The following is a 12,757-nucleotide window of genomic DNA, read 5'->3' on the forward strand; positions in this document are numbered from 1 at the left end:
GACTACAATATGCTGTTTTATTCCCGCTCTTAGCTTACACCCAAATTGAGCAGCGATCGCAGTCTCTTAATTTTTTTGAGTAAATTATTCTTTATTAGGTATTGAGCCGAAATCCTCGGCTCAATACCTATATTCCTTATCACAAAATCAGACTTATGTAAATTATTATTTTTTCAATATAGCAATCCACTTTTATATTTGAACAGAGAAAATTTGGAAGGCTTATGAATCAAGCATTTTACGTAATGCATTGTTCAAAAACCATTTATGATTGCTATCGTAATTATAAAAACTATCAATATGATAAATTGTTAATTCTTTCCAAAAATAGTATTTACTAGAATTTAATACTTGCGATATAAACTGATGTTTTGATAAGTTAATTCAGAAAAAATCCTGATATCAAAAATTTAAATTTAACAAGATTATCTTGCTAAATTTACTTTAAATTTACTTATCAATCCATTTTAAAATCGCAATCAATTTTTCCACTATTTTATAGGTGTTGGGAGTCATGATGGCAAAATATCTACTAGCTTCTGCTAGTGGGATGGGATTTTTATGTTTAATTGCTGGGTTATCACCTGTGCAAGCCCTTCCTAGTTTAGAAATTGCAGATAAAAACGTAGCTGTTAATCAAGATGACGGTAGCTATGAAAATAATTATTCTCATCAAAGCAATTTAGCAAATAATATCTCCAATAAATTGCTGATAGCTAATGAAACTCAAAAAAATTTACCCTCAATCAATCAACAGCAAAAAAATCAAGAATTAGAAGTAGATTCTGCTGTGAACTTGTGGCAGCCAATCACACCACAACCTGCAAGTTCATCTCCATCCTCATACAAACTTGCACAAGTAACATCCGTATCCCAATTGTCTGATGTACAGCCGACTGATTGGGCTTTTCAGGCACTCCAATCTTTAGTCGAGCGCTATGGTTGTATCGCAGGTTATCCCAATCAAACCTATCGCGGTAATCGGGCGATGACTCGTTATGAATTTGCTGCTGGCTTAAATGCTTGTTTAGAGCGAATCAACGAACTGATTGCGACTGCAACTGGTGATTTAGTCAAGAAAGAAGATTTAGCCGCATTGCAGAAACTACAAGAACAATTTGCGTCGGAATTGGCAACATTGCGAGGTCGAGTAGATGCTGTAGAAGCTCGCACAGCAGAACTAGAAGCAAATCAGTTTTCTACGACTACTAAACTTAATGGAGAGGTAATTATTGCTGGTGTTGGTGCTAGCGGTGGCGCTCCTAATGACAGCGACCCGAACATCATCTTAGTCAATAGAGTGCGGTTAAATCTCACCACTAGCTTTACTGGTAAAGATTCATTAATTACTGGATTGCAAGCCTATAACTTTTTAGGTGGAGCCACTGGAGAGGGTAGCTTACAACAAGGTTTAGGATTAGCTTCACCGCTTTTAAGTTCTAGTAGCGCTCGTACCAGTTTTGAGCCGCAATTTCCGGGGTTAAATGTCAATACTTTGTCGGGTGTTGGCGCAAACAGCGTTCAGCTTTACAAATTGCTGTATGTCTTTCCTGTCGCTAATAAATTAACCTTGTTTGCGGGAACTGCGGCAGAGACATCAGATGCTTTCCCAGTAATTACGCCTTTTTATGGTGAAGGACAAGAGTCAATATCTCGTTTCGCCGGCTTGAATCCTGTGCTACGGGTTTCTGGTGGAACTTCGGGTACTGGTTTAGCATCGGCGGCGGGATTTATTTTTAATATTTCGCCAAATTTGGATTTAAGAGCTTTATACGGCAGCGTAAATGCCAATTTACCCGAAAAATCTGCTAATGAGGCAGTTCCAGGAGTTTCTACTACACCTTTGGGAGCAGGTTTATTTAGTGGTAGTAGTATTATTGCCACACAGTTAACCTTCAAGCCAATTCCCGCTCTGGATATTGGTTTAAACTATGCCCACAGTTATCACGAAATCAATATTTTGGCTACAGGATTAGTTAGTAGTGATATCGGTGCTTTAGCAGGGGTTGCAACTGGAACACCGCTCACACTCAACTCTGTTGGCGGTACGGTAACATGGCGATTGTCTCCCAAGATAGCCTTATCTGGCTACGGTGCAGCAATATTTGTTGATGCTGCTTCCAATAGCGTGGATGCTTCCACCACCTTTACAAGTTGGATGGCGGGAATTCACTTCAGAGATTTATTCAAGTCAGGAAACACTGCTGGAATTCTTTTTGGTCAGCCGCTTTTCCGTAGTGATACTGGTGGTTCTGCTCAACTTTCGCCCACAGGCGACAATCGGGCGACTCCTTACCATTTAGAAGCCTATTACCGCCTTCAAGTTAGCGATAATATTAGCATTACCCCTGGTGCGTTTGTTCTCTTTAACCCAGAAGGTAACAGCAACAATGAGACTACGACTGTAGGTGTACTTCGGACTACTTTTACGTTTTAAAAGATTGGGAGTAAGCAGTCAAAATCCCCCAATTTATTGGGGGATTTTGAGATTGGATAACAAAGTTCACAGTAGACCTGCCTTAAAAATAGACGCTGAAACAACGCAAAATCATTCCCAGATTATTTTCATTGTTCCTTGTGAGCGCAGCTCATGAAGTCTCTTGCATAAATCAACAATAAAGAACCCCATTCCACATTTGAGTAAAGCAAATGCTCCCCTCCCTGATGCTTTGGTTATCCATTAGTCACATCTTTAAAAGGAGTGTCGAGGATAAAATAATGATTAATAAATACGTAGAAATTCCGTGGATGTTTATTGAATAATATTGTTTGGTTTTTGACAGAAATATAGTCGCATTGCCCAAAATCTGTTATGAAAAACTAGTACGATGTCTATGGTGGTGACTGAGCTTACCGAATGGCCCAAGTGCGGGCTAGATTAAAAATAAACTGTGTAGGTCTAGCTCATCGTAGATATCGCCGCACTGATAACCTAATTGTTTCTTCTACCTGAGTTAGCAGTTTGATTTGAAATTTGGTGCTTTTGTATAACCCGCTCAATCTGGCAAGTCACCGCATCTATTCTATGTTTAACTTTATCAAAGTCAATATTCACCCAAATATAGGCTTTATCAGGTTTTTGCTGCTTATAATTCATATATTGCTTTACTTGTCAAGATATTTTGTTATATCTATACAATATATACATCTCAACTTCTAAACTACTTTCTCTAGACATATAAGTAAATATGCTTAACATTTACTTAAGGTTTGCTCGCAATCCGATTTGATTTTTAAACTTAGTTGCGTGCTACTTAAAGTACAGTGCAAGCGCCATAAGCAGGTAATAGGGAATCAGGCTTTTCGAGTTGTAAGGAGTTTTTCACCCAATCAAATAGGAGTCCTATAGCTTCTAAAAGTTGAATAAAACAGTGATTTGATTAATATGGGCGCAGATTATTATCTATCTATTGAAAGAGACGCGATATTTCGCGCCTCTAAGAACTAAAATCAAAATTCTAAGTATTAGCTTAAACCTTTGTTTGTAGATATTGAACTAACTGCGGTGCTTGCATCACTCCCTCGATCCTATCCACAGGCTTACCCTGCTTAAACAGTACTAAGGTTGGTAGAGAGGCAATTTTATACTCAGTAGCCAAATCTGTGTATTTTTCTGTGTCGATTTTGACAATCCTTAAGCGATCCTTAAGTTGGGCATTGACTTGCTCTAAAATTGGCACCATCATTTGACAGGGGCCACACCAGTCAGCATAAAAATCTACTAATACAGGTACATCAGAAGCAGACAGCATCTCTTCAAAGCTGTTGAATTGCTTTTTAGTTGCCATGTGACACACACCGATTTTCAATTGTTTGTTTCAATAGTAGTTCTTAGAAAATAAAATCGGTATAGGTTCATGGGTTTTTGTTGGTAAAAGATTAGATTAGTTAATATAGAATGATTTTGCAGCCGAAAATATTAAATAATTATAATAAAATACGTATTTTTTTGAGGTTGTGCATCTGCATTAGATATGTATTTAAACCTATCCTGAGCAAGTAAATAATTATCAAGACGTTCAGGAGAGTGATATCTACGAAGGTTGTAGCTGCAAAACTTTCTAGTCTATCCACCCAGGTGAATATATTGCTTTAAGTTATTGATCCATTAGCAGAGAAATAACTATAGATATTTAATTATAGTAAAAGGTTAATTCTTGTTATTCGAGTTATATAGTAATTCTATTTGATTTGTGAGAATTGCAACCCGCGTCCCCGACAACTTTATCAAGTCGGGATCTTGTTTTTGCGCATTTGATTCAGGATAGCTATATCTAGCTAAATACCACGTATAACTTTATCTATTAGCTATCTAACTTGCAGCATGACAGCAAGATTGTCACCCCGCAAGAGTTAGATTTTATTCAGACAATATTCAGATGTTCCCGAAATCACCATAAGATAATTAGCGCGGTATTTCTAAGATTGAGGAACATTAAATGACGCTATTACAAGATAAAGTCGCAATTGTCACAGGTGCTTCACGAGGAATTGGCCGAGCGATCGCAATTGAATTAGCCTCACAAGGAGCGATCGCAATTGTTAATTATGCCAATTCTAGTGCTGCGGCTGAGGCAGTTGTTACAGAAATTACAAGTGCGGGAGGTCAAGCGATCGCCATTCAAGCAGACGTTTCTAAAATTGAGCAAGTAGACGCACTAGTTAAGACTGTCATGGAAAAGTTTAGCCGTGTGGATATCTTAGTGAACAATGCAGGTATTACCCGCGACAATCTGCTTTTGCGTTTGAAGACAGAGGATTGGCAAGCTGTGATAGACCTGAATTTAACTGGTGTTTTCTTATGTACACGTGCAATCAGTAAAATTATGCTGAAGCAGCGATCGGGGCGGATTATCAACATTACCTCCGTTGCTGGGCTAATGGGCAACCCAGGACAATCAAACTACAGCGCTGCCAAAGCGGGTGTAATCGGCTTCACCAAAAGCGTTGCCAAAGAACTAGCTACTCGCGGCATCACCGTTAACGCCGTCGCCCCTGGATTCATCACCACCGACATGACCAGCGATCTCAACAACCCTGAAGATATTCTCAAATACATTCCACTCGGTCGCTTCGGTCAACCTGAAGAAATCGCTGGAATGGTGCGCTTCCTCGCCGCCGATCCCGCCGCCGCCTACGTCACTGGACAGGTTTTTAATGTCGATGGCGGTATGGTAATGGCCTAAATAGTTGAGCTAAATAATTGAGGGGTAGCGATTTTTCGTAGTTGGAGCTTTAGCGCCAACTACGAACTTATTAAATAAAATTTGACAGACTAGTTATGAAAACAGACTCCATTTTTTATCGTTTATTTCAAACTTTTCCTAGTGCTTTTTTTGAATTAATTAATCTGCAACCATCAGAAGCAAATGCATATAATTTCGCTTCAGTAGAATTAAAGCAAACAGCATTTCGCATTGATGGAGTCTTTCTTCCTGTTGCTGACACTAGTCGTCAGCCGATTTATTTTGTGGAGGTTCAGTTTCAAAAAGATAACGAATTTTACGCTCGTTTATTTTCAGAAATATTTCTGTATTTACGACTTTACGCACCTACTTCAGATTGGCGAGCAGTAGTTATATTCCCTCGCCGCAGCCTTGAACCAACCCAAGTACAACCGTATCGAGTCTTACTCGAAAGCCAACTGGTAACGAGGCTATATCTAAATGAGCTTGGAGAAGTAACTGAAAATTCGTTGGGAGTTGGTATCATCAAATTAGTAGTTGTAAATAAAAAACAAACTCCCATCTTAGTCAAAAGTTTGATTACAAAGACACGTTCGGAAGTGAGCGATAAAGCACTTCAAGAAAAAGTGCTAGATTTAATAGAAACAATTGTAGTTTACAAACTACCGCGTATCAGTCGTCAGGAGTTGATAAAAATGTTTGGACTCGGTGATTTTGATATCAAAACGACTAGACTTTATGAGGAACTCAAGCAGGAAACAACTCTAGAGGTAGTCATGCGTCAGCTACGACGACGCATTGGTAATTTGAGTCCGCAATTGTCAGAGCGCATCAGCCAGTTATCTATCGAACAGCTTGAAAATCTAGCCGAGGCACTGTTGGATTTTTCCATAGAAGGAGATTTAGTTGCTTGGTTGCAAGACAATTTAACTCAAGCTTGAATTTTTTGTGGACAGAATAAACATAGTAGGGCTAGCACTGCAATGCTCACCCTACCAGTAACTAAGGCTGTTGGCGTATCCTTTGCCAGACTGTAAAGCCCAAAAGCAGGATAATGCTAGTGGCGGTTGTCAGCATCACAGCCAAACTCATACCTTGTATTCTCATCGCCAACAAGTTGAAAACTAAGGTAATTGACCAAAGCGTAAACGCAGCATTGCGCTGGGAGAGTCCCCAAGCAAGTAAGCGGTGGTGCAGGTGGTCTTTGCCAGGAGTACTGAGAGGGTTATTTCCTGCTAGTAGCCGCCGCACAAATACTTGAGTGGTATCTAGCACTGGCAATAATAGAAATAAAACCGTAGGAATTAGTGCATAAATTGTGTTTTGTTGCAGTTTCCCTAAAATACTAGTTGCTGCTAACACATAGCCGAAAAAGTATGCTCCGGCATCACCCATAATAATTCGTGACGGATGGAAATTATGGCGCAAAAATCCTAGTGCAGCACCTCCCAAAGCTGCAAGTACTAAGATTGCCGCGGCACGATTGTTAAATTGAGCTGCAACGCCCAACAAACTCATGGCGGTAATAAAGCTAATTCCTCCTGCCAAGCCATCCATACCATCCATCAAGTTGATGGCATTGGTAATCCCTACTACCCATAGTACTGTTAGCAACATGGACAGAAGCGAATCGATGGGAGTGCCAAACAGGACTTTGACACTGATGCCATTAGCTACCAGCAAAAGTGCCGTGACAATTTGCGCCCACAATCGCACAGAGGGCGGTAAGCCGAACTGATCGTCAATAAAGCCCACAAGGACTAATATCGAACCCCCCAACAGAATAGTGAGCACCTGAGCCAATACGGTTTGGAGTTCGATCGGTCGTAAAAGGCTAGCTAATACCAGCGCGGCAATCACGCCCGCGTAGATAGCCAGCCCCCCTGCATTGGGTAAAGGTTCTCGGTTGAGTCGCCGTGCGTTAGGTTGGTCAGCCCAACCTACCCGCAAGGCGAATTTGCGTACTGTCGGAATTAAACGCCAAGTTACAAGCCAAGCCAAGAGGAACGTAAATACTACTGCCAACCAGCCGGTGCCGCTAGGGTCGGCAATACCAAGGGTCTTAAGGGAGTTGTCTAGATTCATCTCCCAATTCAAGCATTACTGCCAGTATCTAATATGAGCATCACCTGTATATTAATCAATTTTTTTATTTCCATTTGTAACTTGAGCGGTGGGAGAGATTAGCACTCTGGCGCTGTGAGTGCTAAATTGTCTAATGGAAGCGCTGGAGAAATCAAACATGGCGAAAATTATTGCATTTGACGAGGAATCTCGGAGAGCTCTAGAAAGGGGTGTTAACGCCCTTGCCGATGCTGTAAAAATCACCTTGGGGCCTAAAGGTCGCAATGTCCTTTTAGAGAAAAAATTTGGCGCACCTCAAATTGTCAACGATGGTATCACTGTTGCCAAGGAAATTGAATTAGAAGATCCTTTGGAAAATACTGGTGCAAGACTCATCCAAGAAGTGGCCTCAAAAACTAAAGATGTCGCTGGAGATGGTACAACCACCGCCACGGTTTTAGCACAAGCCTTAATTAGAGAAGGTTTGAAGAACGTCGCGGCAGGTAGTAACCCTGTGAGCTTGAGACGCGGGATCGACAAAACTATTGAGGCACTGGTAGAAGAAATTGCCAAAATAGCCAAGCCAGTAGAAGGAAGTGCGATCGCTCAAGTTGCCACTGTTTCTGCTGGTAACGATGAAGAAGTTGGTCAAATGTTAGCTCAAGCAATGGAAAAAGTCACCAAAGATGGTGTAATTACCGTTGAAGAATCTAAATCTCTAACCACCGAACTAGAAGTAGTCGAGGGGATGCAGATTGACAGGGGTTATATTTCTCCCTACTTCGTCACCAACAACGAACGGCAAATCGTCGAATTTGAAAACGCCCGAATCTTGGTGACAGATAAGAAAATCAGCAGCATCCAAGATTTAGTGCCGATTTTAGAAAAAGTTGCCCGTTCTGGTCAGCCTTTGCTAATTATTGCTGAAGATGTCGAAGGTGATGCTTTGGCAACTTTGGTTGTGAACAAAGCGCGGGGTGTACTAGCCGTCGCTGGGATTAAAGCGCCTGGGTTTGGCGATCGCCGCAAAGCTTTGTTAGAAGATATTGCGATTCTCACCGATGGACAGTTGATTTCGGAAGAAATCGGCTTAAGCTTGGATACCGCTGCTCTAGAAGCGCTGGGAACTGCCCGCAAAATCACCATTGACAAAGAAAGCACCACAATTGTCGCTGGTAGTGTCACCAAGCCAGAAGTACAAAAGCGGATTGGTCAAATTCGCAGACAGTTGGAAGAAACTGATTCTGACTACGATCGAGAAAAACTGCAAGAACGCATCGCCAAGCTCGCTGGCGGCGTGGCAGTGATTAAAGTGGGTGCGGCAACCGAAACCGAACTCAAAGACCGTAAACTGCGGATTGAAGACGCGCTCAACGCTACTAAAGCTGCTGTGGAAGAAGGTATTGTTCCTGGTGGTGGAACAACCTTAATTCACTTAGCTAAGGCAGTAGAAGCGATTAAAAAGACCCTACAAAATGACGAAGAAAGAATTGGAGCTGATATTGTCGAACGAGCGCTAGAAGCCCCCTTGCGCCAAATAGCAGACAACGCTGGTGCTGAAGGTTCTGTAATTGTCTCGAAAGTCCGAGATAGCGACTTCAACATTGGTTACAACGCCGCTACTGGTGAATTTGAAGACTTGATTGCTGCTGGTATTATCGACCCTGCCAAAGTCGTGCGTTCAGCTTTGCAAAATGCTGGTTCCATTGCTGGTTTGGTCTTAACCACCGAAGCGATCGTTGTTGAAAAGCCAGAGAAGAAATCCGCTGCTCCTGCCCCTGATATGGGCGGCATGGGCGGTATGGGCGGCATGGGCGGCATGGGTGGCATGGGCGGCATGGGTATGTTCTAACTTCTGCTCACCCAGATAAATATTTTTTTAGCAGTTTGTCTTGCCAAGGCAAACTGTTTTTTTGTAGCATTGCTGATTCAAAGGCAATATGCTATACCAATTCGTAATTTGTAATGACACTCTCTACGAGACACTAAAAGCGAACGCAGACTCGCTACCGCTACGCTAACGTAATTGAGATTCGTCAGATTAAATCTGGCTGATAACCAAATTAGCAACCTAAATAATTGCTTAATTTAGAAATTACCGTCTTTATATTAATTTTTGTAAAAGAACGTGTAAGTTATTTTTATGTCCTTTGTTATTTACTAACGACAAATGACAAATGACTAATCACTATTAGGTAATATTGCATGGCACGAAAACTACATCGCCTTCCCAAAATACTAAACAAGCCACATGATGATGAGTTCTATCACCAACCAGGGACTATACCTGGAACCATTTTTATTGATGCAGATGCACCACCACCAATAATTTTTTTGATTGACTATAACCAAACCAATTTCATCCGCGAACAAATAGCAACTCCAGAGGAGTGTGTCCCCTATCTTGATAGCGAATCGATTTCTTGGGTAGACGTACAAGGTCTAGGTAGTCAAGACATATTACAACGATTGGGTAATGTTTTTAAGTTACATCCTCTAGTTTTAGAAGATGTAGTCAATGTACCGGAGCGTCCCAAAACAGAGGATTATGAAGATCAATTGCTTTTTATTGCCCGGATGGTAGTACCAAAGGAAAGATCATGTGGTTTTTATAGCGAGCAAGTGAGTTTGATATTAGGAAAAAATTATTTACTGACAGTACAAGAGGAACCAGAACATGATTGCTTTGAAGCAGTGCGATCGCGAATTGAAAAAAACAAAGGTATCATCCGAAAACAGGGAGCGGATTATTTAGCTTATGCTGTGTTAGATGCAATTATTGATGGCTTTTTCCCAGTGCTGGAGCTTTATGGTGAGCGAATCGAAGAGTTAGAAGAAGAGGTAATAGTCAGACCTACCCCACAAACACTCCAAAGTATTTATCAAATTAGGCGAGAATTACTGCAACTACGTCGTGCTATCTGGCCCCAGCGCGATGCAATTAATTCCTTGATTCGAGATGGCAGTGATTTGATTGGTGAAGAAGTGCGAATCTACCTACGAGATTGTTATGACCATACGGTGCAAGTAATGGATATGGTAGAAACTTACCGAGAACTAGCATCTGGATTGATGGATGTGTACCTTTCGGCAGTCAGTAATAAAATGAATGAAATCATGAAGGTGCTAACGATAGTTTCAACAATCTTTATTCCCCTGACTTTTGTGGCCGGAATATATGGTATGAATTTCAATCCTGAAAAATCACCATATAATATGCCTGAGTTGAATTCGTATTGGGGTTATCCACTTTGCTGGGCAGTGATGTTAGCGATCGCATTTAGTTTGGTATTCTTTTTTTGGCGAAGAGGCTGGCTGCAAAATTCTGTAGTCATCAAAGAAAATTAAAAATTGTAGATTAGCGATGAGTCAAATATATATTCATTAGCACCGGGAGTTAAGATTTTTGAGTTATGAGGAGTAGCGACCAGAATTTAGTAGTTTTGACGATTTATATTATCGGTGTCTTTTATGTTTTCAACCGCATGATTGAATCCATCGATGACCAAGTTAAATTTGAGTTTAAAAAAGGAACCGTTGACGAGCAACTCAAAGAACAAAATCTCGATGATAAAATTGGAATTTCCTTTAAACTCAAATCCTCATACCCAATTGACGATTTGAAAGATTTAGGAATTAGCATTGAAAATAAATCCGATCAGGTTGCTATATACGTTGACTGGGACAACAGTTCTTTAGTTGTTGAACATAGCAAGCAATCGCGCCGCGTAATTCGGAAATCACCAGACTTAACCCGCGACTTAGCAGTACCCCAAAGTCCTAGCCTGATTGCTCCCAAGAAAACACTTTCTGAAACAGTAACAGCAGAAGACGTTTTCGAGCGCGATCAAGTAGCTGGAACCTACTTAGCTAAAAAACCACTAATTGATATCAACGGGCTAAAAAAAGGGCAAAAAAAGTTGTACAACGACTTTCTTAACAGAAGAAAAGAGTTGGACTTTTCCCTGCAACTGGTACTTAGGATATCTGAAGTGCGTTTAGGTCTAGCCCCAGGTCGTGATTTTCCTCCCATTAGCATTATCAATTGTCCTTTCACAGTCAGGAAACTACCTTGGACTTACGCTCTGCCTTGGAATAAAAAAAAGTAATGCCTTGTCAACATACTAGGGACTTCCAAAGATTACACTGGATCTAAGGAGAGAGTAGGCGCAGGCGGTTGCAGATCGGTCATAGTTACTGGTTTGAGGAAAGTCCGGACTCCCGAAAGACCAAACTTGCTGGATAACGTCCAGTGCGAGCGATCGTGAGGATAGTGCCACAGAAAGATACCGCCAGATCAATTAAAAATTAAAAATTAAAAATGTAAAATGAACAATTTTTAATTTTTAATTTTACATTTTTAATTGATCTGGTAAGGGTGCAAAGGTGCGGTAAGAGCGCACCAGCAGTATCGAGAGGTGCTGGCTCGGTAAACCCCGGTTGGGAGCAAGGCGATAGGAACTACGGTTGGTCTTTTACCAGTTCCGCTCAATGAGAGCCGCTTGAGGCGTTTGGTAACAAACGTCCCAGATAGATAACTGCCCTCGCAAGAGAACAGAACCCGGCTTATGTCCTGCTCTCTCCCCTTTAATGGAGTATGAACCTTTCACGGTTTGTACTCTATTATTTTTTGTACGGGTTTTGTGCGTAAGCGTACCCTTCGGGAAGCAAGCTACGCGTAGCGTCTCGTAGAGAAGCTCGTCGTAGACATCGCTAATCGATCATCTAAAGCATTCCCAATATCTCTAACGCTGTATCCAAATGCCATTTAACCCGATAGAGTCCAAACAGTTTTTCTTGACTGTACCGTGCTGGGTACTCTAATTTCCTTCCTTCCATTGTCACCTTGAGCAATGCCGACTGCTCTGGTGTCGGTGTTCCCATAGCTTCTAATGTTGCTTCTAGCGCTTCTACTTGAGAAAGCATAGGAGACTTCAATCCTTTATTCTCTGACACTTGCTTGCAGGCTATAACAGGAAAAGTCAGGAGTGCATTAATATAGGATGCCTTATCGGCAGGGTTTCCTATTGCTTGGATGCCGTACTGTATCAGACATAAATCGCGTAACGCTCTCAAGCTTTTAACTTCTAATTCTGTGCGCGTAAACATAAAATAGAGTTACCTCTTGTAAAAGTGGGAATCGGTGGGCAACAAGTTTCTCAGGCTAAAATGCCCATCGATTTAACATTCTCCACTGATATACACGTGGAGAATAAATTTATTTGTATTTCTATACAATGTCTAAAAATAAAGGTAATCCAGATAACTTAAAGCCATTCACCACGGATAGAGAGCGACCACTAACTGAATATCTACATTTGCGTGTCACTAAAGAAATGAAGGAAGAAGTGAAAGCTAAAGACGATCCTCCTGAATTTTGCCGTCAAGCTATCCAAGAGAAGCTAGATAGAGAGAAGTAGCGAAAAGTTGTTAGAGTAATAGTCCAAGAGATTTAGAGATATAAAATATATAGCTAGTTCCTCCCCCTCTGCTCCCCAGGCCCCCCC

General features: G+C 41.2%; 11 protein-coding genes and 1 other RNA gene. 8 read left to right on the forward strand and 4 right to left on the reverse strand.

Going from position 1 to position 12,757, the window contains the following annotated elements; all coding sequences use genetic code 11:
• The first annotated feature begins 517 nt into the window (after positions 1-517).
• Positions 518-2,437, forward strand: a complete 1,920-nt coding sequence (locus AC1F2U_RS29275) for an iron uptake porin (protein ID WP_480264339.1) — start codon at positions 518-520, stop codon at positions 2,435-2,437.
• A 495-nt stretch (positions 2,438-2,932) separates the two neighbouring features.
• On the opposite strand, the gene AC1F2U_RS29280 is transcribed toward AC1F2U_RS29275, so the two are convergent.
• Together AC1F2U_RS29280 and trxA are read right to left on the reverse strand one after the other, a co-directional pair.
• Positions 2,933-3,097, reverse strand: a complete 165-nt coding sequence (locus AC1F2U_RS29280) for a hypothetical protein (protein WP_480264332.1) — start codon at positions 3,095-3,097, stop codon at positions 2,933-2,935.
• Between the two features lie 373 nt (positions 3,098-3,470).
• Entirely contained in the window at positions 3,471-3,788 is a 318-nt protein-coding gene (trxA, locus tag AC1F2U_RS29285; RefSeq protein WP_094352713.1) for a thioredoxin, read from the reverse strand.
• A 651-nt stretch (positions 3,789-4,439) separates the two neighbouring features.
• Between trxA and fabG the strand changes: the two genes are divergently transcribed.
• Both fabG and AC1F2U_RS29295 read left to right on the forward strand, forming a co-directional pair.
• Positions 4,440-5,186, forward strand: coding sequence for a 3-oxoacyl-[acyl-carrier-protein] reductase (gene fabG / locus AC1F2U_RS29290; protein WP_480264333.1), 747 nt, complete (start codon positions 4,440-4,442; stop codon positions 5,184-5,186).
• 95 nt (positions 5,187-5,281) lie between these two features.
• On the forward strand, positions 5,282-6,127 hold the full coding sequence (locus AC1F2U_RS29295; RefSeq protein ID WP_480264334.1) for an Rpn family recombination-promoting nuclease/putative transposase: 846 nt from the start codon (positions 5,282-5,284) through the stop codon (positions 6,125-6,127).
• Between the two features lie 61 nt (positions 6,128-6,188).
• On the opposite strand, the gene AC1F2U_RS29300 is transcribed toward AC1F2U_RS29295, so the two are convergent.
• Positions 6,189-7,271, reverse strand: coding sequence for an MraY family glycosyltransferase (locus AC1F2U_RS29300; RefSeq protein WP_480264335.1), 1,083 nt, complete (start codon positions 7,269-7,271; stop codon positions 6,189-6,191).
• 157 nt (positions 7,272-7,428) lie between these two features.
• On the opposite strand from AC1F2U_RS29300, the gene groL reads away from it, so the two are divergent.
• From groL to rnpB, 4 genes are all read left to right on the forward strand, one after another.
• Positions 7,429-9,102 carry a chaperonin GroEL gene (gene groL / locus AC1F2U_RS29305; protein ID WP_480264336.1) on the forward strand — a complete coding sequence of 558 codons (1,674 nt, stop codon included), beginning with the start codon at positions 7,429-7,431 and terminating at the stop codon, positions 9,100-9,102.
• A gap of 353 nt (positions 9,103-9,455) precedes the next feature.
• Entirely contained in the window at positions 9,456-10,598 is a 1,143-nt protein-coding gene (gene corA, locus AC1F2U_RS29310; RefSeq protein ID WP_480264337.1) for a magnesium/cobalt transporter CorA, read from the forward strand.
• 65 nt (positions 10,599-10,663) lie between these two features.
• Positions 10,664-11,359, forward strand: a complete 696-nt coding sequence (locus tag AC1F2U_RS29315; RefSeq protein WP_480264338.1) for a hypothetical protein — start codon at positions 10,664-10,666, stop codon at positions 11,357-11,359.
• 51 nt (positions 11,360-11,410) lie between these two features.
• Positions 11,411-11,834, forward strand: an RNA gene (rnpB, locus tag AC1F2U_RS29320) — RNase P RNA component class A.
• Between the two features lie 141 nt (positions 11,835-11,975).
• On the opposite strand, the gene AC1F2U_RS29325 is transcribed toward rnpB, so the two are convergent.
• Positions 11,976-12,359, reverse strand: coding sequence for a hypothetical protein (locus AC1F2U_RS29325; protein ID WP_292781207.1), 384 nt, complete (start codon positions 12,357-12,359; stop codon positions 11,976-11,978).
• A 128-nt stretch (positions 12,360-12,487) separates the two neighbouring features.
• On the opposite strand from AC1F2U_RS29325, the gene AC1F2U_RS29330 reads away from it, so the two are divergent.
• Complete coding sequence (locus AC1F2U_RS29330) at positions 12,488-12,670, forward strand: hypothetical protein (RefSeq protein WP_099104126.1); 183 nt, start codon at positions 12,488-12,490, stop codon at positions 12,668-12,670.
• The last annotated feature ends 87 nt before the right edge of the window (positions 12,671-12,757 follow it).

It is taken from the genome of Nostoc sp. LEGE 12454 (genome assembly GCF_056620565.1).

Bases quoted from the DNA above. Each gene is read 5' to 3' on its own strand.
- AC1F2U_RS29330 (WP_099104126.1), top strand. From the start codon at position 12,488: ATGTCTAAAAATAAAGGTAATCCAGATAACTTAAAGCCATTCACCACG.
- AC1F2U_RS29315 (WP_480264338.1), top strand. From the start codon at position 10,664: ATGAGGAGTAGCGACCAGAATTTAGTAGTTTTGACGATTTATATTATC.
- AC1F2U_RS29275 (WP_480264339.1), top strand. From the start codon at position 518: ATGGCAAAATATCTACTAGCTTCTGCTAGTGGGATGGGATTTTTATGT.
- AC1F2U_RS29295 (WP_480264334.1), top strand. From the start codon at position 5,282: ATGAAAACAGACTCCATTTTTTATCGTTTATTTCAAACTTTTCCTAGT.
- fabG (WP_480264333.1), top strand. From the start codon at position 4,440: ATGACGCTATTACAAGATAAAGTCGCAATTGTCACAGGTGCTTCACGA.
- AC1F2U_RS29300 (WP_480264335.1), bottom strand. From the start codon at position 7,271: ATGAATCTAGACAACTCCCTTAAGACCCTTGGTATTGCCGACCCTAGC.
- trxA (WP_094352713.1), bottom strand. From the start codon at position 3,788: ATGGCAACTAAAAAGCAATTCAACAGCTTTGAAGAGATGCTGTCTGCT.
- AC1F2U_RS29325 (WP_292781207.1), bottom strand. From the start codon at position 12,359: ATGTTTACGCGCACAGAATTAGAAGTTAAAAGCTTGAGAGCGTTACGC.
- corA (WP_480264337.1), top strand. From the start codon at position 9,456: ATGGCACGAAAACTACATCGCCTTCCCAAAATACTAAACAAGCCACAT.
- groL (WP_480264336.1), top strand. From the start codon at position 7,429: ATGGCGAAAATTATTGCATTTGACGAGGAATCTCGGAGAGCTCTAGAA.
- AC1F2U_RS29280 (WP_480264332.1), bottom strand. From the start codon at position 3,097: ATGAATTATAAGCAGCAAAAACCTGATAAAGCCTATATTTGGGTGAAT.